This window comes from Actinokineospora auranticolor (assembly GCF_041897805.1).
In the GTDB taxonomy this organism is placed as follows: domain Bacteria; phylum Actinomycetota; class Actinomycetes; order Mycobacteriales; family Pseudonocardiaceae; genus Actinokineospora; species Actinokineospora auranticolor.
The window spans coordinates 444,794-465,538 of record NZ_CP154825.1 but is presented as its reverse complement, the minus strand read 5'-3'; the positions used below and the strand labels follow the sequence as shown (position 1 = coordinate 465,538).

The following is a 20,745-nucleotide window of genomic DNA, read 5'->3' as shown; positions in this document are numbered from 1 at the left end:
CGTGGCCATCCACGGCGTCCTCCTGGACTTCTCGGGCACCCTGTTCCGTCTGGAGCCGGGTGCCGAGAGCGTCCGCGGGCTGCGCCACCGCGACGGCGCCGAGCTGACCGCCGCGCGGTACACGGAGATCCTCGCCACGCTCACCGTGCCGACCGGCGTCCCGGAGCACCTGCCGCCCGACCTGCACGACGCGTGGCACCGCCGCGACCTCGACGGAGACCTGCACCGCGCGTCCTACGAGTCCGCGCTGACCGCCCCGCACTTCGACCTCGCCGACGGCACCGCCACCGGGCTCTACGACGTCATGCTGGCGCCCGCGTCCTGGGTGCCGTACCCGGACACCGACGCCGCGCTGCGCCTCCTGCGCGCCAGGGGCATCCCGGTCGCCGTGGTCAGCAACATCGCGTGGGACCTGCGCGCCACCTTCGCCCACCGCGGCCTCGACGGCTTGGTGGACGAGTACGTGCTCTCCTACGCCGAGGGCGTCGTGAAGCCCGACGCCAAGATCTTCACCGTGGCCTGCGAGCGCATCGGCCGGGCCCCCGCCGACACCCTGATGGTCGGCGACAGCGCGGCGGCCGACGGCGCGGCCGCGGCGATCGGCTGTCGGTTCGAGCGGGTGGAGCCGCAGGCGACCGCGAACCGCCCCGACGCGCTGCTCGGCGCGTTGCGCGCCCACGGCATCGCGGACTAGGACGCCAAGCCCCCGAGCACCGCGCCGCGGCCCGTTCGTGAACTGGCAACGAACCGGGCAAGGGTCACCAGGTCGGTGACCCGTACCATTTCCCCTCGTAACGCTCTGCTCCCTTCAGGAGAAAAGCCGTGTCCCTGCACATCCACGACAGCGCGAGCCGGAGTTCGCGCGCGTTCACGCCGCACACCCCGGGGGTCACCTCGATCTACGTCTGCGGCGCCACGGTGCAGGGCATCCCGCACATCGGCCACGTGCGCAGCGGGTTGAACTTCGACGTCATGCGCCGCTGGCTCGAGCACGGCGGCACCGACGTGCGGCTGGTGCGCAACGTCACCGACATCGACGACAAGATCCTGACCAAGGCCGCCGAGGCGGGCAGGCCGTGGTGGGAGTGGGCGGCCACCCACGAGCGGGCCTTCGAGGAGGCCTACAACGCGCTGGGCTGCCTGCCCGCGTCCATCTCGCCGCGGGCCACCGGGCACGTGCCGCAGATGGTCGAGATGATGCAGCGGCTGATCGACGCGGGCCACGCGTACGCCCAGGGCGGCGACGTGTACTTCGCCGTCGCCTCCTACCCCGCGTACGGGGAGCTGTCCGGGATCAAGCCGGACGAGGCGCAGCAGGGCGAGTCGGCCGGTCAGGGCAAGCGCGACCCGCGCGACTTCACGCTGTGGAAGTCCGCCCGCCCGGGTGAGCCGTCGTGGCCGACCCCGTGGGGTGCAGGCCGCCCCGGCTGGCACCTGGAGTGCTCGGCGATGGCGCGGGCGTACCTGGGACCCGAGTTCGACGTGCACGGCGGCGGCATCGACCTGGTGTTCCCGCACCACGAGAACGAGCAGGCGCAGTCGCGCGCGGCCGGTGACGGGTTCGCCCGGTACTGGATGCACAACGCGTGGGTGACCCTCAGCGGCGAGAAGATGGCCAAGTCGCTGGGCAACACGGTGTCGATCCCGGAGATGCTGAGCCGGGTGCGCGCCCAGGAGCTGCGCTACTACCTCGCGGGCCCGCACTACCGGTCGATGATCGAGTACTCGGAGGCCGCGCTGGCGGAGTCCGTGCGCGCCTACCAGCGGGTGGAGAACTTCCTGCAGAAGGTGGCGCAGCGGACCGGGTCGGTGGCGCCGAGCGCGCCGACGGCGGAGTTCACCGCGGCCATGGACGACGACCTGTCGACCCCGTCCGCGCTGGCCGCGGTGCACAACTCGGTGCGCGTCGGAAACACCGCGCTGGACTCCGGCGATGACTCCGGGGCGCGGGAGGCCGCGGCGGCGGTACGCTCGATGACCGGCGTCCTGGGGCTCGACCCGCTCTCACCTCGGTGGGCGGAGGGCTCCGGCGCCGACACGGGTCTGCACCAGGCGCTGGACGCGCTGGTGGGCGACCTGCTGGACGAGCGCCAGCGGGCCAGGGCCAACCGCGAGTTCGCCCTGGCGGACGCGATCCGAGACCGCCTGCTGGCCGCGGGCGTCGCCGTCGAGGACACCCCCGGCGGTCCGTTGTGGACCATTAAGGAAAGCTGACGTGGCAGGCAATTCCCAACGCCGGGGCGCGATGCGCAAGGCGGGCACGAAGAAGGGCGCCGTCGTCGGCTCCGGTGGTCAGCGGCGCAAGGCGCTGGAGGGCAAGGGGCCGACGCCCAAGGCCGCGGAGCGACCGGGGCACGCCGCGAACCGGCGCGCGAACGCCGACGCCAAGCGCACCCAGGCCAGGGCGAACCGGGACAAGCCGGGCAACGAGCTGGTCGCGGGCCGCAACCCGGTGACCGAGTGCCTGCGCGCCGAGGTGCCCGCCACGGCGCTGTACGTGGCGCTGGGCATCGACGCGGACGACCGGGTGGCCGAGTCCGTGCGGCTGGCGGCGGACCGGGGCATCTCGGTGCTGGAGGTCTCCCGCCCGGAGCTGGACAAGCTGACCGGCGGCGCGATGCACCAGGGCCTGGCGCTCCAGGTCCCGCCCTTCACCTACGCGCACCCGGACGACCTGCTGGAGGCCGCCCGCGGCACCGGCGAGGCTCCCCTGCTGGTCGCGCTCGACGGCGTCACCGACCCCCGCAACCTGGGCGCGGTGATCCGCTCGGCGGCGGCCTTCGGGGCCAACGGCGTGCTGCTGCCGCAGCGGCGCAGCGCCGGGATGACGGCGGTGGCCTGGCGCACCAGCGCGGGCACGGCGGCGAAGATCCCGGTGGCCATCGCGACCAACCTGACCCGCCAACTGCGCGCGTACGCCGAGACCGGTCTGATGATCGTCGGCCTGGACGCGGACGGCTCGATGCACCTGGACGAGCTGGAACTGGCCACGGGCCCCCTGGTCGTCGTCGTCGGCTCCGAAGGCCGCGGCCTGACCCGCCTCGTGCGCGAGTCCTGCGACGCCACGGTGTCGATCCCGATGGCCGCGGGCGTCGAGTCGCTCAACGCCTCGGTCGCCGCGGGCGTGGTCCTCGGTGAGGTGGCCCGCCGCCGCCGGATCGCAGGCCGGATCTGAGCGAACCCGCTGTTCGGGCAGTGTCCACAGTGCTTTGATGCGGTTGTGGACATGACGGCCGACGGCGTCTCCCGGTGTATCCGCCGGGAAACCCTGAGCGCGAAGACCACTGAGGTCGTTGACGACCACCGCCCGCCGCGGTGCTAGACACAGGCATGGACTGGCAGGCGGTGGTCGACGACTTCGGCGCGCACTGGCACGTCTACCTGTCCATGCCGCTCATCGCCGCCGCCATCGGGTACATCACCAAGCGCGCGGCGATCGAGATGATGTACCGGCCGCTCGAGTTCGTCGGGGTGGGGCCGTTCGGGTGGCAGGGGGTCATCCCGCGCAACGCGCGGCGGATGGCGACGGTGGCGATGGAGTTGATGACCACCAACCTCATCAACCCGCGTGAGGTGTTCGCCCGGTTGGACCCGAAGCGGGTCACCGAGCAGTTGCGGGAGCCGATCGAGCGGGCCGTCGACGAGATCACCCGGGACCTGCTGGCCCGCTACCAGCCCGGGCTCTGGGAGGTGCTGCCCGACCGGCTGCAGCGCCGGATCGTGGCGCGCGTGCACGCCGAGGCGCCGCGGGTGGTGGAGCGGCTGATGCGGGAGGTCGCCGCCAACATCGAGGACATCCTCGACGTCAAGGACATGGCGGTGCGCAACCTGGTGCGCGACAAGGCCGTGCTCAACCGGCTGATCCGCGAGACCGCCACCCCGGAGATGCGGTTCATCGCCCGGTCGGGCATCTGGTTCGGCCTGGTCATCGGGTTCGTCCAGCTCGTCACCTGGGCGCTGACCAAGAACGCCTGGGTGATGCCGGTCTTCGGCGGCCTCACCGGGTGGCTGACCGACTGGCTGGCGCTGAAGATGATCTTCTTCCCGCGGCAGCCGAAGCGGTTCGGGCCGTTCATCTGGCAGGGCATGTTCCAGCGCAGGCGGATGGAGGTCGCCCGGGACTACGGCGACCTGATCGCCAAGGAGATCCTGACCGTCGGCAACGTGCTGGAGGCCGTGCTCACCGGCCCGCGCTCGGACCGGCTGTACGCGATGATCCACCGCGAGGTCCGCCGGTCGGTGGACGCGCAGGCCAGCCTCGCCAAGCCGTTCCTGGTCGCGGCCGTCGGGTCGCGCCGGTACCAGGAGCTCAAGGCCGAGGCCGCGCGGCAGACCATCGAGCGGATCCCGGACACGCTGCGGCACCTGGAGGGCTACGCCACCGACGCGCTGGACATCCGGTCGACGATCATCCGCCAGATCCAGGCGCTCACCCCGATCCAGTACGAGGGCCTGCTGCGGCCCGCGTTCCGCCAGGACGAGTGGAAGCTCATCACGGTCGGCGCGGTGATCGGCTTCCTCGTGGGTGAGCTGCAGGTTCTGCTCCTCCTGCATTAAGCTACCGACCGGTCAACAAGCGCGGAGGCACGGTGGTCGACTCCTTCCTCGACGACTTCGCCCGCCACTGGCCGGTCTACCTGTCGATGCCGTTCGTGGCCGCGGTCATCGGCTACCTCACCAAGCGCGTCGCCATCGAGATGATGTTCCGCCCGCTGCGCTTCATCGGCGTGGCCGACCCGTGGCTGGGGTGGCAGGGGGTGGTCCCGCGCAACTCGGCGCGGATGATCCGGGTGTCGGCGGACCTGATCACCAGCAGGCTGGTCGACCCGAAGGAGATCGTCGACCGACTGGACCCGGACGAGGTGACCAGGCGCATCCGGGGGCCGCTGCTGCTGACGGTGGACCAGATCGCGCGGGAGGTGCTGGAGCAGCACCACCCGCGGCTGTGGGAGATGCTGCCGGTGCTGGCCCAGGACCTGGTCATCAAGCAGATCCAGGCGGGCACCCCGGCGCTGGTCGCCAAGGTCATGGCCGACATCCGCGCCAACATCGGCGACCTCCTCGACGTGCAGCAGGTCGCCGTCGTGGCCTTGGAGCGCGACAAGGAACTCCTGGTGCGCCTCGTGCGCGACATCTCGCGCCCGGAGATGGCCTTCATCGCCCGCTGCGGCATCTACTTCGGCTTCACCCTGGGCGTCGTCCAGACGGCGGTGTGGGCGATCACCCGAGAACCCCTGGTACTGCCGGTTTTCGGCGCGCTGATCGGCTGGTTCACCGACTGGCTGGCCATCAAGCTGGTGTTCTTCCCACGAGAACCCCGGAAGATCCTCGGCCTGATCCCCTTCCAGGGCGTCTTCCAGCGGCGCCGCAAGGAGGTGGCGAAGCAGTACGGGGCCCTGATCGCCAAGGAGGTCATGACGGTCCCGAACATCGTCCACGGCATCCTCACCGGCCCCGGCTCCGCGCGACTGCTCACGATGATCAGCCAACTGGTCCGCAAGTCGGTGGACGAACAGGCCAGCATCGCCAAACCCTTCGTCGCGGTCGCCATCGGCACCCAACGCTTCCAGGAGATGAAGCACGCCGCCGCCGACAAGGCGATGACCCACCTCCCGGCCATGGCCCTCCACACCACCCCCTACGCCACCGAGGCGCTCGACATCGGCGGCACCATCGCCGAGAAGATGAACCGCCTGACCCGCGAGGAGTACGAAGGCCTCCTCCGCCCCGCCTTCCGCCAGGACGAGTGGAAACTCATCGCGGTCGGCGCCGTCATCGGCGCCCTGGTCGGCCACCTCCAAGCCCTGCTCATGCTGGGCTAGGCACAATGCCGGTCGGTTAGGTGGTTTCGGCTGGTCGGCGGCGGTGTCGGGTCTTGCTGGGCGGGGTGAGGGTGATGTTCGAGTGAGGTGGTCGGCTGTTTCGGAGTTGTTGTCGGTGTCGTGCGCGTTTGACCGGGAAGTTGCTCATTTTCCGTTTGATCACCCGCGGGTAGCTCCGGTGGCGGCGTTCCGGGTTGATCTCGCTGCCGACCTCGATCAGCAACATCCGATAGTGGTCATCGCTGTGCGTGAGGGGGGAAAGATCCCGGCGCCCAGATACGGGACCGGATGACGCGTACCGTGTTTTTGTGTGAGATCCGATCAGGATCGAGCTTCGCGTGATCGGCGGCGTCGACCTGCACACACATCGTGGCGTAGTGCACCGCCAGATGCGCCCAGAACTCCTGCCGTACCCCGTCGGGCGATTTCGACCGGAAGATCTTCTCGGTATTGAGTTGGACACTCTTGATCTGTTTGAGGAAGCCCTCGATGTCCCACCGTTCGTGATAGAGCGCGGCCAGTTCCTTCGCGGGCGCCAGAAGCGGGTCCAGGATCGTGGTCACCAACCGATACACCTCCTCCGTCCACGGCAATCGGTACTCGATCAGCCGTAGCCGGAAAGATGGTTGGCCCGAACTCCTCGGCGGGGTGATCTCGGCGATACAGGAACCGTCCGATAGTCTCTCCACCGGCCGTGGGGCGAGGTTCGCGGTCACTCTCCACAGCAGGTCGGCGCCGGTATCCACGGCCTTGGCCCAGCGACGGGACGAGTAGATGTGCCGGTCGGCCAACACCAGCATGCCCGGCCGCAATGAAGAGAACATCTCCTCGATCAACATCGTTTCCGCGGCGGCATAGCCATCCATCCGGGCATCGAATACCGCGTGGGTTCCCAACTCGACCACACACGCCGCTTGAATCTGAGGATACGCCGTCTTTCCCTCGCCGCGCCCTGAACCGGGTCGCCCGAACTCGCGATCGTTCTCCTCGGTATCCGGCACCGTGAACGTCGTCCCGTCAACCGCCGTCAACAACCAATCCCCATACCACGCGCCTATCGTCTCCCGGCACGCTCTCGGTCGTATCACCGCCCGCACCGCGGTCTCCATCGGCTCCGAACCCAGACGACGACGAGCATCACCGATCGAACCGGTCGTCGGTACCCGATAGCCCTGCCCTCCACGACCGAACACCGACATGAGAATCTTCATCGTCGACCGGTACGACTCATTCGGGAAAAGACACAAAGCAAGCGTAAAATAGAAGACCAACCGAGCAGGCAATGCGCGGGTCCGCTGTTCCCGACGCCAATACTGGTCAATGACCCGATCGACCAACTCCACCGGAAACATCCGAGTCAGCACACCAACCGCAGCTCGGTCGGCCAGACCGCCGCCCTCGCGCACACCCAACCCAAGATCCACCACCGCAGGCTACAGCCCCGCCATGACCTAACCGACCGGCATTGGGGCTAGGCAGCCGCGGCCACCCACTCGATCCGCGCCGGAACGGGCACCCGGTGCGACACGGCGAGCGGGGTGAGGTGGCGCAGCGCGACCCCCGGTCTGCCACGGGAGCGGAGGAACCACGAGCCCAGGGTCAGGGTCTGGTTGTCGACTGTGGCGACAACCAAACCGGTGATCGTGAAGCGGCCGTGCGGATATCGCTGAGAAGTCGCCTTCACCAGATCACCGTGCTCAAGTGGAACGCCAGTCGCGACCTCGTCCACTTCCTCGGCCAGCACGACACCCGGCTCCAGCGCCTGGACGGATCTGTCCGGCTTGCAACCGGACTCGATGAACAGCGAGCCGACCATGAACGCGCCGACCGCGGGCGAGCGGATCGCCCAGCCATCAAACAGAAAGGGCCCGTGCCGGGGTGTTCTGAACAGCACCGTGAGCGGGTCGCCCTCGCGCAGTTCGAGCAGGGTCTTCGTCATCCCCAACACATCACGACGAGCGGGGAACGCGGGCAGAGCAACCATGGCCGTCCTCTCAAAGTGGAGTACGGCCATGGTCGGCAGCGGAACCGACAGTTCCGGCGCGAACCAGCCCCAGGGCGCCGGAGCTTCACCCGATCAGGCGCGGACTCGCCCCCGTGAGCGGGAAACCACCCAGCACACCAGGTAGATCAGGAACGAGATCGCCGTGACGAACGCCGACACCGGTGCCCCCGGCGCCAGCGACAGCACGATCCCGCCGACCGCCGACACCTCCGCGAACACCACCGCCAGGACGGTCGCCTTCAGCGGGCTCGCCGTCACCCGGCACGCCGCCGCCGCCGGGGTGACCATCAACGCCAGCACCAGCAGCGACCCCACGGTCCGCACACCCAGCGCCGTCGCCGCGCCCACCATCACCGCGAACACCAGGGCCAACGCCGTGGTCGGGACGCCCCTGGCCCGCGCCACCTCCGGGTCGACGCTGGCGAACAGCAGCGGCCGGTACAGCAGGGCCAGCAGCACCAGGACGACCACCGCGCACCCGGACAGCAGCGCGATGCCCGCGAAGTCCTGCCCCACGATCTGCCCCGTCAGCAACCCGAACTTGTTCGACGCCCGCCCCTTGTAGAGCCACAGCATCAGCACGCCGAGGCCGAGCCCGAACGCGAGCACCACGCCGATCACCGAGTCGTAGTCCGAACTCCGCCGCGACAGCAGCCCCAGCACCAGCGCCGCGACGATCGCCCCGGCCAGCGCGCCCTGGCCGACGTCCCAGCCCAGCAGCAGCGCGGCCGCGCCGCCGGTGAGGGCGAGTTCGCTGGTGCCGTGCACCGAGAACGCCATGTTGCGGCTGACGATCAGCGGCCCGAGCACCCCCGCCAGCAGGCCCAGGATCGCGGCCGCGAGCAGTGCCGTCAGGACGAACGGCAACCCCAGCAGCTTGAGGGTCAGGTCGACGTCGAACAGCTTGTCCATCAGTGGTCCGCCAGGTGGTGGTGCGGATTGTCCTCGCACAGGTCGCTCAGGTGCCCGTGCGCGCCGACCACGTGGATCTGGCCGTGCACGCGGACCACCGCGATGTCCGTGCGGTACAGCGACGACAGGGTCTCCGAGGTCATGACCTCTTCCGGTGTGCCGACGCGGAACCGGCCGTCCACGAGGTACAGGATCCGGTCCACCAGGGGCAGCACCGGGTTGATCTCGTGCGTCACGAACAGCACCGCCGCGCCGGTGGCCCTGCGGCGCTCGTCGATCAACGTGCTGACCGCGCGCTGGTGGGCCAGGTCCAGGGACAGCAGCGGTTCGTCGCACAGCAGCACCCGCGGGTCGCCGACGAGCGCCTGGGCCACCCGCAGCCGCTGCTGCTCGCCGCCGGAGAGGAGTCCCACCGGCCGGTCCGCGTACGCCGTGGCGCCCACCGCCGCCAGCGCGGTGTCCACCCGGCGGCGGCGTTCCCGCATCCCGCCGAGGCCCAGGCCCCAGCGGTGGCCGTCGAAACCGAGCCCGACGAGGTCTCGACCGCGCACGGCCACGGTCGGGTCGAGGGCGCGCTGTTGCGGGATGTACCCGACCGCGCGGTTGCCCCGCCCCGGCGGCGACCCCGCGATCCGGACGGTGCCCGAGGTCAGCTTCTGGAGTCCGAGCAGGACGCGCATCAGGCTCGTCTTGCCGGAACCGTTGGGCCCCAGCACGGCGACGAACTCCCCCGGCGCCACGTCGAGGTCCAGTCCGTCCCACAGCACCCGGTCGCCGTAGGCGAGTCGGGCCGCGGACAGCGCGACGGCGCGCGCGCCGTCCGGGAGGTTCGGGTCGGTCATGCCGCCGCCACGGCCGCCGCGAGGGCGTCGACCTGCTTGGTCATCCAGTCAACGTATCCGGTCACGCCCTGTGGCAGCGTCTCGGTCACACCAACGATCGGGATCCCCGCCGCGGCGGCCTTCTCCTTGAGCCGCATGGTCACCGGGGTCTCGGTCTGGCTGTTGTAGACGACCGCCACGACCTGCTTGCCGTCGACCAGCGCCTCGGTCTCGGCGACCGCGGCGGCCGACGGGTCCGACTCCTCCTCGATGGCCTCGGTGAACTCGTGCGGTGTGGCGTCGGTCAGCCCGGCGGTGCTCAGCAGGTACGCCGCGACCGGTTCGGTGGCCAGCACCTTCGCCCCCGGCTTGGACCGGCCGATCGCCTCCGCGCGGGCGGCCAGGTCCTCGATGGCCTTGTCGAAGGTGGCGGCGTTGACGCGGAAGGACTCCGCGTGCTCCGGCGCGACCGCGCTCAGCTCGCCGGCCAGCTTGTCGGCGACCTTGTGGACGGTGTCCAAGTCGTACCAAACGTGCTCGTTGACCTCGCCGTGCGCGTGGCCGTGCGCGTCGGCGGGCGCCGGTTCCGCGCTCGCGCCGGGGTTCGGGCTCTGCACCAGCTCGTAGGCGACGACCTTGCGGGCGTCGACCCCCTCGGCGAGCCCGGTGATGAAGTCGTCGTAGCCGCCCCCGTTGGACACGACCACCTCGGCGCCCGCGAACGCGGTGGCGTCAGCCGGTTTCGCCTCGTAACCGTGCGGGTCCGCGCCCGGGTCGCTGAGGATCGCGTTGACCACCACCGCGTCGCCGCCGATCGCCTGGGCGACGCTCGCCCACACGTTCGTGGAGGCCACGACCGGGACCTTCCCGCCGGTCGCGGCGGTCCCGCCCGCCTGTGAGTCGCCACACGCCGTGCCGGTGACGAGGGTCAGCGCGGCGAGACCGGCCACGGTGGCGACCGACCGGTGTGGACGGGACGTGCGGGAGATCATCATGCGCTCCTGTGGGTCTTGGGGGGATCCGTTCGGGAGGTGGCGGCGCCATCGCCTGCGTCGCGAGGGGTCGCGAGCCGAGAATGGAAACCGTTGTCGGTTTCAGCTTACGACACGGACGGGGGTCTCTGTAACCCAACCGAGTGAGACTGGCCACCGCACCCGCCCCGGGCGAGCGCGGTCGTCCGGGCTTCTGCAATTGGTTCTGAACCGTTACGGTCAATCCATGGCGCGGTCTACACATGTGCGACGCCCGGCAACCCTCGCGTCGCTGGCAGCGGAACTGGGGGTCTCCCGGACCACGGTCTCCAACGCCTACAACCGGCCTGACCAGCTCTCCCCCGAGCTGCGCAGGCGGGTGCTGGAGACTGCCCGGCGGCTGGGCTACCCCGGCCCCGACCCGGTGGCGCGCTCGCTGCGGACCCGCAAGGCGGGCGCGGTCGGGCTGCTGCTCACCGAGAACCTGTCGTACGCCTTCCGGGACCCGGCCGCGCTCGGTTTCCTCGAGGGGTTGGCCCTGGCCTGCGAGGGCGCGGGCCAGGGGCTGCACCTGGTCCCGGTCAACCCCGAGCGCGAGGACGTCGCCTCCGTGCACCGCGCGGGCGTGGACGGCTTCGTGGTCTATTCCGTGCCTGACGACGACCCGCACCTGGCCGCCGTGCTGTCCCGACCGGTGCCGACCGTGGTGGCCGACCAGCCCCGCGTGGACGGCGTCGACCGGGTCGGCATCGACGACCGGGGTGCGATCACCGCGCTGGCGGGCAGGCTGATCGCCCTGGGCCACCGCCGCGTCGGGGTGATCTGCATGCGCCTCGCCCGCGACCGCAACGACGGGTTCGTCACCGTCGAGCGGGCCGACAGCGCGCACTTCCACGTGCAGCGCGCCCGGCTCGCCGGCCTGGCCGACGCGTTCGGCGGGGTCGGCGTGGACTGGTCGCGGGTGCCGGTGGTGGAGCGCTTCGACCACAGCGTGGCCAGCGGCGCGTCCGCCGCCGCGCAGCTGCTCGACGCCGACCCGCACGTCACCGCCCTCGTCTGCACCTCTGACATCCTCGCGCTCGGCGCGCTCGCCGAGGCCCGGCGCCGCGGCCTGCGGGTGCCGCAGGACCTGACCGTCACCGGGTTCGACGGCATCGCCGACGCCGAGCGGGTCGGGCTGACCACCGTGCGGCAGCCGGTGCTGGAGAAGGGCCGGGCCGCCGGGAAGTTGTTACTCGCCTCGCCCGACCCGACCCGGCCGCGCGAGATCACCCTGGACACGGAGTTCGTGCCCGGCGCGACCGCCGCGCCGCCGCGCACCGCCGAGGAGCGCTGGTTCGGCCCCTGATCACGGCCGGACCGCGAACGCCACCCCTGGACCGCTCAACCCGCCCAGCCGGGGGGTGAGCACGTAGTCGCCCGCCTGCACGGTGCTGCGCTGCGTGGGGCAGCCCGGCGCGGACGTGCGACCCGCCCAGCGCACGTCGAAGACCTGCCGCTGCCCCGGCACCAGGATCGTGGGCTCGCTGCCTTCGGTGCGCACGCAGTCGTTGCTCGACCACAGCCGCGCGCCACCGCCGCTGATCACCAACTCGCGCTGGGCGCGGCCGAGGTCCCGGGTGCACGGCACCGCGCCGGTGTTGACCACGACCAACCGCAGCTGCGGGCGGACCCCCGCGCGGAACTCGACCGGCTCCATCTCGGCGGTCACCGCGACCACCTGGTCCGGGCACGGCAGGTTCGGGTCCGGTGGCGGCGGGGGCGGCGGTGCGGGTGCGGGCGGGGGCGCGCTGGACGTCGGCACCGGGCTGGTCGGCTGCGTGGGCGGCGCGGTGGACGAACTCGACGCCGTCGGGCCGGTCGACGGCGTGGGTGGCGCGCTGGAGTGCACCTGCACCGCGGCATTGCGGCCGGGCAGTCCCTCGTCGTGCCCGAGCAGCCCGGTGATGACCCAGCTCAGCACCACCACGCCGCCCACGACGGCGAGCACCGCGACGATCCGTCGACGCAGGTAGACCCCTCGGGTCAGGGGCTCGTTGGGATCGATCATCCGAGAGACGGTAACCCCGCCGTGGCGCGGAACCGGCCGTAACACGTACCCCGATCGGGCGTTCTCCAACCGTCCGGGAGTACGACGAGTGAGGTTCGTTAAAGGGCTCTTGTCTGGCAACTGGGAAGCGGGGTCCAATGGGCGGCCAGGTATGTCCGATTCCGCCAGCACAACCCGCGGAGGCCCAGGGTGACCGCCATCGATGTACTCCTCCAGCGCCACGAGGACGGCCCCGACCACGGCGCACCGGAGGTCCCAACCCCGCTGCCCAGCCTGCACCTGACCGTGGTGACCTGCATGGACGCCCGGATCAAGGTGTTCGACGTGTTCGGCCTCGTGCACGGCGAGGTGCACATCCTGCGCAACGCGGGCGGCATCGTCACCGACGACGTGATCCGGTCGCTGGCGATCAGCCAGCGCAAGCTCGGCACCCGCGAGGTGATCGTCATGCAGCACACCTCCTGCGGCATGGCCACCTTCACCGACGACGAGTTCCGCGACGACCTGGCCAAGGACACGGGGTTGAAGCCGACCTGGGCCGTGGAGGCGTTCCGCGAGGTGAAGGACAGCGTCAAGCAGTCCTTGGAGCGCGTGCGGCGCAGCCCGTTCATCCCGTACACCGACAACGTGCGCGGCTTCGTCTACGACGTGCAGACCGCAGCGCTGACCGAGGTGCACTGAGACATTTCCGCCCCCTCATCCCCACCCGGCACCGTTCCCGACCTGGCATGCGGGCCACCGTGGCGGGGTCAGCCGCGTTGACGAGAGCCGCCGCTAGACTTCTCCGGTGATCGACTCCCTGCTCGACTGGTACGCCGACCACGCCAGGGACCTGCCGTGGCGGGAACCGGAGACCACCGGGTGGGGAGTCCTGGTCAGCGAGATCATGCTCCAGCAGACCCCGGTCGCCCGGGTCGAGCCGATCTGGCGCGAGTGGATGGACCGATGGCCCGTCCCGTCCGCACTGGCCGCGGAGACCCAGGGTGAGGTCGTGCGGGCCTGGGGGAAGCTCGGCTACCCGCGCCGCGCGCTGCGGTTGCACGCCGCGGCGGCGGCGATCGCCGAGCACCACGGGGACGTGGTGCCGTCGGACATCGACACCCTGCTGGGCCTGCCCGGTATCGGCGCCTACACCGCCCGCGCGGTCGCCGCGTTCGCCTACGGGCAGCGGTGCCCGGTCGTGGACACCAACGTCCGCCGGGTCGTGGCGCGAGCCGTGCACGGCGCGGGGGACGCAGGACCGCCGTCGACAACCCGCGACCTCAACGACACCGAGGCGCTGTTGCCGCAAGACCCGGCCACCGCCGCGACGGCCTCTGCGGCGCTCATGGAGCTGGGCGCGCTGATCTGCACCGCGCGCACCCCGCGCTGCGTGGACTGCCCGGTGTTCGCCGACTGCGCGTGGCAGCACGCCGGGCGGCCCGCCTACGCGGGCCCGGCCAAACCGGTCCAGAAGTTCGCGGGCACCGACCGGCAGGTGCGCGGGCTGCTGCTCGACGTGCTGCGCGGCACCAGCGAACCCGCCCGCAAGTCCACCCTGGACCTGGTGTGGTCGGACGCGGGCCAGCGCGACCGGTGCCTGCACTCGCTGCTGACCGACGGGTTGGTCGAGCAGACGGCGGACGGTCGATTCGCGTTGCCGGGCGAGCACTGATCACCCGATCGTTGATCTGGCGTTGCCGGTCCGGCGACGGGGTGCCTACCGTCGGCCATGACCGTCTCCCGTCGAGCCCTGCTGAGGACCGGACTCGCCGTCACCGCCCTGCCCGCCCTCGGCACACCGGCGGTCGCCGAAGCGGGCGACCCGGTGATCGCCACCTGTGACGAGTGGGGCGCGCGGCAACCGTCGGAGCCCACCACGATGCTCGACCGCAGGCCGTCGTTCATCGTCGTGCACCACACCGCGGGCCCGAACACCGACGACACCTCGCGCGAGCACGCCTTCGAGCTGGCCCGCTCGATCCAGAACTTCCACATGGACGCGCGCGGCTGGATCGACAGCGGGCAGCAGCTGACCAACACGCGCGGCGGGCACGCCGTGGAGGGCCGCAGGCGCAGCGTCGAGGCGCTGATCAACGGGCACCAGCACGTGCTCGGGGCGAACGTGGCCGACCACAACAGCGAGGTCATCGGGATCGAGAACGAGGGCACGTACACCGGTGTGGACGTGCCGGTGGCGCTGTGGGACTCGCTGGTCGGACTCGTGACCCACATCGCGCGGCGGTACGAGATCCCGGCGTCGGAGATCCGGGGGCACCGGGACTTCAACGCCACCGAGTGCCCGGGGACTGTCCTCTACGGACGGTTGCCCGAGCTGCGGGACGCCGTGGGCGCGCAGCTGAGCCAACCCGTCGTCCAACCGGAAGTCCTGCCCCTGCTGGCCCCGGGCGACTCCGGCCCACTCGTGGCGGCAGCTCAGCACCTGCTCCGCGACCGCGGCTACCCGGTCGCCCCCGACGGCGTGTTCGGCGACCGCACGGCCACCGCGGCCCGCGACTTCTCCGCCGCGCTCCCCCACGACCCGTGCTACGCCTGCCGCGCCGCCGACGAGCGGCACCTCATCGGCTCCAGCACCTGGCCCGCCCTGGTTCGCCCGACTGACCCCACCGACGGCAGCGAGGCGGCCAAAGCGGCGCAGCTGCTCTCCCCGGCCCGTTCCACCCCGGGCCGGCTGGAGATCTCCGACTGGCTCCGCCTGCTCAGCCGGTAGCCTCCACCGCATGGCACACGCCGTAGTGGTCCTCTTCGACGACAAGGCCGACACGGCAGTGCGCGGGTTGTGGTCCACCCTCGCCGAAGCAGGCCTGCCACCCGCAGACCGCTTCCCCCCGCACGTCACCTTCGCGGTGGCCTCGGACATCCCGCAGAAGACCCGCGCGGCGCTGAAGTCCGACCTCCGCGTGCTGTCCATCCCCGCGCTGTGGTTGCAGTCCCTCTCCACGTTCTCCACCAGCGAGAACGTGCTCATGCTGGCGGCGGTGACCGACGGCGAGCTGCTGGCCGTGCACTCCGCGGTGCACGACGTCTTGGCGGGGAAGGTCCGCAACCCCAACAGCTATTACGTGCCGGGCTCGTGGGTGCCGCACTGCACGCTGCTCCAGCGGGCCACCGACGCGCAGATCGTCAGCGGCTTCAGCACGCTGTTCCCGGTCCGCCCGATCCAGGCCCGCGCCCGCCAGGTCGCCATCCTCGACACCGCCACCGGCGAGCTGGACCTGCTGGTCTGAAACCCGGTTGATCCTGCCGTCGGGACCTGGGCAGGGTGGGACGGTGGCATCGAGGAGGCGCACCCCGCGAGATCGCGCCGGTCTCTGGACTGAGCGGTTCACTCGGCCCCTCGGGCCGAGGGAACCGGGAGGGAAGAGATCGGCTGAAAGGCGATCTCGCCGCCCCGGCGGAGCCGGGGCCATGGATACCGCGTTCACGGCCAAGGCGACCTACGGCCAAGTCTTTGCGATCACCCAGTTCCGCGCCATCTTCGCGGGTCGGTTGCTGGGCATCGGGTCGGACACGCTGCGGTCCGTCGCGCTCGCGGTGCTGGTGTTCGACCAGACCCGCTCGCCGCTGCTGGCGGCGCTGGCGATCACGATCGGCTTCCTGCCGCAGGCCGCGGGCGGGCTGTTCCTCGCCGCGATGGCCGACCGGTTCGCGCCACGCACCCTGATCGCCGCGGGCTACGCGTTCCAGTGCGCGGTCGGACTGGTGCTCGCGTTCGCGCACCTGCCGGTCGCGGTCAGCCTGCTCCTCGTCGCGGCCGTGGCCTGCCTGACGCCGATCACCTCCGGCGCCGCTGCCCGGGTCTTGGCGGACGTGCTCACCGGCGACGCGTACGTGCTCGGGCGTTCGCTGTCCTACCTGGTCGCGGTCGGGGCGCAGATGGCGGGCATGGCGGCGGGTGGCGCGCTGGTCGCTTGGCTGGGGGTCGAGTGGACGATGTTCGTCACCGCGGTGGCGCACCTGCTCGCCGCGGTGATCTGCTACCGATACCTGGCGCGCACCGAGGCTGTCCGCGCGGACGGGCCCGCCGGGTCGATCGTGCGCAAGACCCTGCGGGGCAACGCCGAACTCGTCGCCGCCCCGGGGGTGGCCAAGCTGATCCTGGCCCAGTGCCTGCCCGCCGCCTACCTCGCTGCGGCGGGGAGCCTGCTCATCCCGTACGCCGCGCGTCGCGCGTTCGACCCGGCGGAGACCAGCGTCCTGCTGGCGACCACCTCGGCGGGCATGCTCGTCGGCGACATCGTGATCGGTCGGGCGTTCCCACCCGCCACCCGGGAACGGCTGGTCCTACCGCTGCTGCTGGTGATGGGCGCGCCGCCGATCGCGATCCTGCTGAACCCACCGCACGCGGTGGTCGTCGCGGCGTACGCGATCACCGGCTTCGGGTCGGCGTACCTGCTCGGCCTCCAGCGGCGCTACCTGGAGGCGGTTCCGGCCGACCTCCAGGGACAGGGCTTCGCGCTGCTCAACACCGCCACCATGACCATCCAGGGCGTCGGACCACTGGTCTTCGGCGGGTTCGCGGAGTTCCTCCCGATCGAGGTGGCAATCGCCCTGACCGGGGTGAGCAGCGTGCTCACCACCTGGTTCCTGCGCGGCGCGATCCGCTCACGCACCGCCTAGGCGCTAGAGCCGCGACTGGAGTTCTTCCAACGCCGCCAGCGCCCCCATCGGCAGGGAGATCCCCCGTCCGTGCCGGACCTCCGCCTCCCGGGGGTTGATCCGGATCAGCCCGCCCGAGGCGGCGCTGGCGAGTTCGGCCTGCCTGCGGACCGTCGGGACCGCCTGGCCCGCACCGATTTCCACGACCACGAGGTTCTTCCCGGCCAGCCCGCGCCGCCAGGTCGTCAGCTCGTCCAGGGCCGCCTGGCTGCGGTCCGGGACCCAGGTCCGGTCGCCGAACATCAGGATGTTGGGCCGGGCCAGCGCGCCGCACCGCGCGCACTCGGGGAGGTCTCCCCTGGCCCGCATGGTCAGCGGGTCGACCTCGACCTCCACGTCCGCCGCCCACACCGCGCTGCCGCACGGGCCCGTGCACTGGAGGTGGTGGATGGAGCCGTGCACCTCGGCGGTGTGCTCGAACCCGGCCTCCTGGAACTGTCCATCCACATTGGACGTGAAGACCCGCGCGCCCCACGACCGCAGCACCGCGAACCCCGCGTGCGGCACCGTGTCCCGGTAGAGCCGCAGCCGGTGGCCGTAGAAACCCCAGGCCAGGTCCGGGTCCTCGGCGAAGTGGACCGGGTCGGCCAGCTCCTCGAACTCGATCCCCAACCTCTCGTACGGCGGGTACGCGCGCCAGAAGCCCTCGGTACCGCGGAAGTCCGGCAGCCCCGAGTCCACCCCCATGCCCGCGCCCGCGCAGACCAGGACCGCGTCGGCCGCGCGGAGCAGCTCGGCCGCGCGGTCCAGGTCCGCCTCCGTCACGCCTTCGGGCCGGTGGACTGGACGATCTCGAACTCGAGCAGGTCGGATCCGGTGCCGACGGGCTTGGCCCGCTCGCCGGAGTGCGCCTCCTTGGCGGAGCCCGTGAGCCACGCTTGGAAGTGCTCCTCGGTCTCCCAGCAGATGTGTCCTGTAGGCAATACCTGCTGACCTGGGAAAACGGTCTGACCTGTGCTCATCCGGAAGCTTCAGAGGTCGGAAGTGTGCTCTGCACCACATCGAACTCAAGCAGTGAGGACCCGGTAGCTACCGGCCTGGATCGCTCCCCGCCGTGCGCTTCTCTGGCGGGACCGTTGGCCCACGCCTGGAAGTCCGCCTCGCTGGCCCATCGTGTGTACACGTAGTAGCGCGTCTCACCAGCCGTCGGGCGTAGCAACTCGAAGCCGAGGAATCCGGGAGCCGACTCCACCGCCCCAAGACGCTGAGCGAAGCGCTGTTCGAGTTCAGGGCCCGCGCCCTCGGGCACTTCGATGGCGTTGATCTTCACCACGGCGGTCATACCGTGAGCGTAACTTGATTGCGCGAAGCGCACGACGACGGTTGCACGGACGTCGTACCCGTTGTGATCCTATGAACGCTGATAGTGCATGATGCAGGGCGGCGCCAGTCGACCTCGAAGGGTACTCCCGTGAGCCTCGCCCAACCGACCGCCTTTGAACCCAATCCCGTGTTTGACGTGCGAGTTAACCCCCATGGGGATGTCCTAGATCGAGTCGAGCGGACGCTCGATGTCGTCCTTGACCGATCGTCGGTCGTACACGGGATCTACGGTGCAACCGAGGGGTTCCGCACGGCCGGAGAGACCTGGGTCCGCATTGAACGCCGTGGGCGCCTTCGGATCAACAGCGCCGTGTGGGTGGGCCTCGAAGCCGCCGCGACGATCTGCGGTGTGAAGAAGCCCGAGTGGTTCCAGGGTGCCACCTGGGTTGATCAAGGTCGGGATGTGGTCTGGCGCGCCGACGAGGTGGAGTTGGTGACGGCGCCAGTGGTCGGCGCTATCGAAGAAGCACGCGCGCTGCCTGACTCTTGGTGGGAAGAGCTACGGGCGTCGTTGACAGCGCTCGGCAAGCACGCCACAGAACGAGTCGGGATGAGCCAGAAGCACCTCACGCGCCGGATTACAGAGGTGTTCGGCGACGTAGACACCCACGTCGACGAATGGGCGACTTCACACACAGATGTCCACTGGGGCAACCTCACGACTGACGGTCACCTACTCGACTGGGAGGACTGGGGCGCAGGTCCGAGGGGACTCGATGCGGCTTGCCTGTGGCAGGCGTCCCTAACGGACAAAGATCTGGCGGAGCGGGTGCGGCGCGAGTTCGCAGGCGACATGAACACCCGATCCGGCAAACTCGCGCAACTGCTCCAGTGTGCCAATGCAGTCCGCGTCGCCGCCAAGCGCGGGGAGTCGACTCCGTTTTCGGAGGCCGCGCAGGCGGCGGCGGACGACCTGCTGGTCGAGCTTCGGCCGATCTGAATTCGGGTCTAGACCAGATCGCGGTATCCGCTTGCCAACTCGTCGGTGAGTTCGCCGCACAGCCCCGCGTCCAAGAACACCTCAGCTAGTTCGCTGATGTCGAGCCCAGTCATGTGGCTGGCGTCAGCGATATTGACGGGGCCACCCGACAGCAGAAGACGCGTCGCTTCCTCGGCGGGCTTGGCGAGTTCGATCTCCTTGCCAGCCGCGCGCACCACGATCCGGTCGCTGTCCACCCCGATGCTCGGTGGGAACTCGGTGACACAGACGACGTCCCGGGCGCTACCGAAGGTGCCGAATGTGCGCACGTGACGATGGGGCGGTCTGCTGGCCAAGCGGCGCCACAGGAACTCACGCGGCTCGAACTTCGCCAGCAACTCAGGGATGGCCGAGTTCAGAGTGGCGGTTTGTTTAGCCTTCTCGGCTCCGGTCCCCCACTTGTCAAGGTCGGTGCGAAAGAGCGGGTCCTCACGCGATTGGTCCGCGAGCCAGGTGAGCCAGTCGACCCCAGTGCGATTGACGAACCCAAACGTGATGTGCAGGCTGTACCCCGCTCCACGGTCGGTTCGCGTGGCCTGATGCCAGTACCCACGGGGGATGTGCATGACGTCGCCCTGCCGCATAGTGCCTGACCAGACGACCTCCTCGCTCGGCGTGCGATTTGCCTCGGCGTCGCGATACATCGGCACCTCACGGGAGGCGCCACGCACCTCCCATGACTTCTCACCGCCGAGTTGCATGATCAGAACGTCATGATCATCCCAGTGGAGATTGAATCCCGCCGCGTCGTTGGTGGTGAGGTACGTGTTCACCTGCACCAGCTCGTGTGCCCACCACTGCAAGGCACGACACGCGACCTCCATCGTCGGATCGAACGCGTCGAACGAGTCCAGCACAACAGTGCAGCCATCCTTGATCAGGCGACCGACACGGTCCATGTGCGCCATCGAGGTGCTCTGCCCGCGGCGCGTCACCGCGTCCATCAGGAAGGCATCAGGGTGCAGCTCTTTCCCTCCCTTGAACAAGCGGAGTTGCGGGACGTCCAGGCTGCGCCGCATCATTGCGTCGAGAAGTTTGGTGGGCGTCAGCAGGCGCGAACACAGCTCCGTGTCCTCAATTGCGCCGCGCGCGAACGCTCGCCCCAGCGGCTGAGGTCCGTTCCAGCCTAGGGCCTGCTCGACAGCCCTCACTAGCCGGTGATCCATGGGCATTCTCCTTCTGATAGGCAGAAGGGCGGGCCAG

Annotated in this window: 22 protein-coding genes; 12 read left to right on the top strand and 10 right to left on the bottom strand. The window is 70.3% G+C overall.

What is annotated here, in order from left to right; translation table 11 throughout:
- Nucleotide 1: 1 nt before the first annotated feature.
- The 5 genes from V5P93_RS02395 (at nt 2) to V5P93_RS02375 (ending at nt 5,822) form a co-directional block, all read left to right on the top strand.
- The gene (locus V5P93_RS02395) at nt 2-694 is read left to right on the top strand and encodes an HAD family hydrolase (RefSeq protein ID WP_245931112.1); all 693 of its coding nucleotides are present in this window, start codon (nt 2-4) and stop codon (nt 692-694) included.
- Between the two features lie 128 nt (nt 695-822).
- The gene (gene cysS, locus V5P93_RS02390; RefSeq protein ID WP_104477729.1) at nt 823-2,214 is read left to right on the top strand and encodes a cysteine--tRNA ligase; all 1,392 of its coding nucleotides are present in this window, start codon (nt 823-825) and stop codon (nt 2,212-2,214) included.
- Between the two features lies 1 nt (nt 2,215).
- Entirely contained in the window at nt 2,216-3,175 is a 960-nt protein-coding gene (gene rlmB, locus V5P93_RS02385; RefSeq protein WP_104477731.1) for a 23S rRNA (guanosine(2251)-2'-O)-methyltransferase RlmB, read from the top strand.
- A 155-nt stretch (nt 3,176-3,330) separates the two neighbouring features.
- Nucleotides 3,331-4,557 (top strand): DUF445 domain-containing protein, encoded by a 1,227-nt coding sequence (locus V5P93_RS02380; RefSeq protein WP_104477733.1) that lies wholly within the window; start codon nt 3,331-3,333, stop codon nt 4,555-4,557.
- Nucleotides 4,558-4,643: 86 nt separating this feature from the next.
- Complete coding sequence (locus V5P93_RS02375) at nt 4,644-5,822, top strand: DUF445 family protein (RefSeq protein ID WP_104477858.1); 1,179 nt, start codon at nt 4,644-4,646, stop codon at nt 5,820-5,822.
- A 236-nt stretch (nt 5,823-6,058) separates the two neighbouring features.
- Here V5P93_RS02375 and V5P93_RS02370 read toward each other — a convergent pair whose 3' ends face one another.
- The 5 genes from V5P93_RS02370 to V5P93_RS02350 form a co-directional block, all read right to left on the bottom strand.
- Nucleotides 6,059-7,246, bottom strand: a complete 1,188-nt coding sequence (locus V5P93_RS02370) for an IS4 family transposase (RefSeq protein WP_374065235.1) — start codon at nt 7,244-7,246, stop codon at nt 6,059-6,061.
- 47 nt (nt 7,247-7,293) lie between these two features.
- Nucleotides 7,294-7,836 (bottom strand): hypothetical protein, encoded by a 543-nt coding sequence (locus tag V5P93_RS02365; RefSeq protein WP_146108313.1) that lies wholly within the window; start codon nt 7,834-7,836, stop codon nt 7,294-7,296.
- A 63-nt stretch (nt 7,837-7,899) separates the two neighbouring features.
- Nucleotides 7,900-8,739 (bottom strand): metal ABC transporter permease, encoded by an 840-nt coding sequence (locus V5P93_RS02360; protein WP_104482614.1) that lies wholly within the window; start codon nt 8,737-8,739, stop codon nt 7,900-7,902.
- The gene (locus V5P93_RS02355) at nt 8,739-9,581 is read right to left on the bottom strand and encodes a metal ABC transporter ATP-binding protein (RefSeq protein WP_104482615.1); all 843 of its coding nucleotides are present in this window, start codon (nt 9,579-9,581) and stop codon (nt 8,739-8,741) included. The genes V5P93_RS02360 and V5P93_RS02355 overlap by 1 nt, the downstream gene beginning before the upstream one ends.
- A complete protein-coding gene (locus V5P93_RS02350) occupies nt 9,578-10,552 on the bottom strand; it encodes a metal ABC transporter solute-binding protein, Zn/Mn family (protein WP_104482701.1) in 975 nt (324 codons plus the stop codon). The genes V5P93_RS02355 and V5P93_RS02350 overlap by 4 nt, the downstream gene beginning before the upstream one ends.
- 226 nt (nt 10,553-10,778) lie before the next feature.
- Between V5P93_RS02350 and V5P93_RS02345 the strand changes: the two genes are divergently transcribed.
- Nucleotides 10,779-11,879 (top strand): LacI family DNA-binding transcriptional regulator, encoded by a 1,101-nt coding sequence (locus tag V5P93_RS02345; RefSeq protein WP_104482616.1) that lies wholly within the window; start codon nt 10,779-10,781, stop codon nt 11,877-11,879.
- On the opposite strand, the gene V5P93_RS02340 is transcribed toward V5P93_RS02345, so the two are convergent.
- Complete coding sequence (locus V5P93_RS02340) at nt 11,880-12,581, bottom strand: hypothetical protein (protein ID WP_104482617.1); 702 nt, start codon at nt 12,579-12,581, stop codon at nt 11,880-11,882.
- A gap of 189 nt (nt 12,582-12,770) precedes the next feature.
- Between V5P93_RS02340 and V5P93_RS02335 the strand changes: the two genes are divergently transcribed.
- From V5P93_RS02335 to V5P93_RS02315, 5 genes are all read left to right on the top strand, one after another.
- A complete protein-coding gene (locus tag V5P93_RS02335) occupies nt 12,771-13,262 on the top strand; it encodes a carbonic anhydrase (protein WP_104482618.1) in 492 nt (163 codons plus the stop codon).
- Between the two features lie 106 nt (nt 13,263-13,368).
- Complete coding sequence (locus V5P93_RS02330) at nt 13,369-14,235, top strand: A/G-specific adenine glycosylase (protein ID WP_104482619.1); 867 nt, start codon at nt 13,369-13,371, stop codon at nt 14,233-14,235.
- Nucleotides 14,236-14,292: 57 nt separating this feature from the next.
- Nucleotides 14,293-15,291 (top strand): N-acetylmuramoyl-L-alanine amidase, encoded by a 999-nt coding sequence (locus V5P93_RS02325; RefSeq protein ID WP_104482620.1) that lies wholly within the window; start codon nt 14,293-14,295, stop codon nt 15,289-15,291.
- Nucleotides 15,292-15,301: 10 nt separating this feature from the next.
- The gene (locus tag V5P93_RS02320) at nt 15,302-15,808 is read left to right on the top strand and encodes a 2'-5' RNA ligase family protein (RefSeq protein WP_104482621.1); all 507 of its coding nucleotides are present in this window, start codon (nt 15,302-15,304) and stop codon (nt 15,806-15,808) included.
- A 181-nt stretch (nt 15,809-15,989) separates the two neighbouring features.
- On the top strand, nt 15,990-17,201 hold the full coding sequence (locus tag V5P93_RS02315; RefSeq protein WP_104482622.1) for an MFS transporter: 1,212 nt from the start codon (nt 15,990-15,992) through the stop codon (nt 17,199-17,201).
- A 3-nt stretch (nt 17,202-17,204) separates the two neighbouring features.
- Here the strand turns inward: V5P93_RS02315 and V5P93_RS02310 are convergent, their stop codons facing one another.
- From V5P93_RS02310 to V5P93_RS02300, 3 genes are read right to left on the bottom strand one after another with little or no spacing between them, the layout of a single operon-like run.
- On the bottom strand, nt 17,205-18,005 hold the full coding sequence (locus V5P93_RS02310) for a Sir2 family NAD-dependent protein deacetylase (RefSeq protein ID WP_245931681.1): 801 nt from the start codon (nt 18,003-18,005) through the stop codon (nt 17,205-17,207).
- Entirely contained in the window at nt 18,002-18,202 is a 201-nt protein-coding gene (locus tag V5P93_RS02305) for a hypothetical protein (protein ID WP_374065233.1), read from the bottom strand. The genes V5P93_RS02310 and V5P93_RS02305 overlap by 4 nt, the downstream gene beginning before the upstream one ends.
- Complete coding sequence (locus V5P93_RS02300; RefSeq protein ID WP_104482623.1) at nt 18,199-18,522, bottom strand: antibiotic biosynthesis monooxygenase; 324 nt, start codon at nt 18,520-18,522, stop codon at nt 18,199-18,201. The genes V5P93_RS02305 and V5P93_RS02300 overlap by 4 nt, the downstream gene beginning before the upstream one ends.
- A 129-nt stretch (nt 18,523-18,651) precedes the next feature.
- On the opposite strand from V5P93_RS02300, the gene V5P93_RS02295 reads away from it, so the two are divergent.
- The gene (locus V5P93_RS02295; protein WP_104482624.1) at nt 18,652-19,503 is read left to right on the top strand and encodes a phosphotransferase; all 852 of its coding nucleotides are present in this window, start codon (nt 18,652-18,654) and stop codon (nt 19,501-19,503) included.
- 8 nt (nt 19,504-19,511) lie between these two features.
- On the opposite strand, the gene V5P93_RS02290 is transcribed toward V5P93_RS02295, so the two are convergent.
- Complete coding sequence (locus tag V5P93_RS02290) at nt 19,512-20,708, bottom strand: JmjC domain-containing protein (protein WP_104482703.1); 1,197 nt, start codon at nt 20,706-20,708, stop codon at nt 19,512-19,514.
- Nucleotides 20,709-20,745 lie beyond the last annotated feature (37 nt).

What these genes read in the sequence shown, in the direction of transcription:
- V5P93_RS02345 (WP_104482616.1), top strand. Translation starts at nt 10,779, where the DNA reads ATGGCGCGGTCTACACATGTGCGACGCCCGGCAACCCTCGCGTCGCTG.
- V5P93_RS02315 (WP_104482622.1), top strand. Translation starts at nt 15,990, where the DNA reads ATGGATACCGCGTTCACGGCCAAGGCGACCTACGGCCAAGTCTTTGCG.
- V5P93_RS02375 (WP_104477858.1), top strand. Translation starts at nt 4,644, where the DNA reads ATGCCGTTCGTGGCCGCGGTCATCGGCTACCTCACCAAGCGCGTCGCC.
- V5P93_RS02290 (WP_104482703.1), bottom strand. Translation starts at nt 20,708, where the DNA reads ATGGATCACCGGCTAGTGAGGGCTGTCGAGCAGGCCCTAGGCTGGAAC.
- V5P93_RS02380 (WP_104477733.1), top strand. Translation starts at nt 3,331, where the DNA reads ATGGACTGGCAGGCGGTGGTCGACGACTTCGGCGCGCACTGGCACGTC.
- V5P93_RS02340 (WP_104482617.1), bottom strand. Translation starts at nt 12,581, where the DNA reads ATGATCGATCCCAACGAGCCCCTGACCCGAGGGGTCTACCTGCGTCGA.
- V5P93_RS02325 (WP_104482620.1), top strand. Translation starts at nt 14,293, where the DNA reads ATGACCGTCTCCCGTCGAGCCCTGCTGAGGACCGGACTCGCCGTCACC.
- V5P93_RS02360 (WP_104482614.1), bottom strand. Translation starts at nt 8,739, where the DNA reads ATGGACAAGCTGTTCGACGTCGACCTGACCCTCAAGCTGCTGGGGTTG.
- V5P93_RS02365 (WP_146108313.1), bottom strand. Translation starts at nt 7,836, where the DNA reads ATGGCCGTACTCCACTTTGAGAGGACGGCCATGGTTGCTCTGCCCGCG.
- V5P93_RS02300 (WP_104482623.1), bottom strand. Translation starts at nt 18,522, where the DNA reads ATGACCGCCGTGGTGAAGATCAACGCCATCGAAGTGCCCGAGGGCGCG.
- V5P93_RS02320 (WP_104482621.1), top strand. Translation starts at nt 15,302, where the DNA reads ATGGCACACGCCGTAGTGGTCCTCTTCGACGACAAGGCCGACACGGCA.
- V5P93_RS02350 (WP_104482701.1), bottom strand. Translation starts at nt 10,552, where the DNA reads ATGATCTCCCGCACGTCCCGTCCACACCGGTCGGTCGCCACCGTGGCC.
- V5P93_RS02305 (WP_374065233.1), bottom strand. Translation starts at nt 18,202, where the DNA reads ATGAGCACAGGTCAGACCGTTTTCCCAGGTCAGCAGGTATTGCCTACA.
- V5P93_RS02355 (WP_104482615.1), bottom strand. Translation starts at nt 9,581, where the DNA reads ATGACCGACCCGAACCTCCCGGACGGCGCGCGCGCCGTCGCGCTGTCC.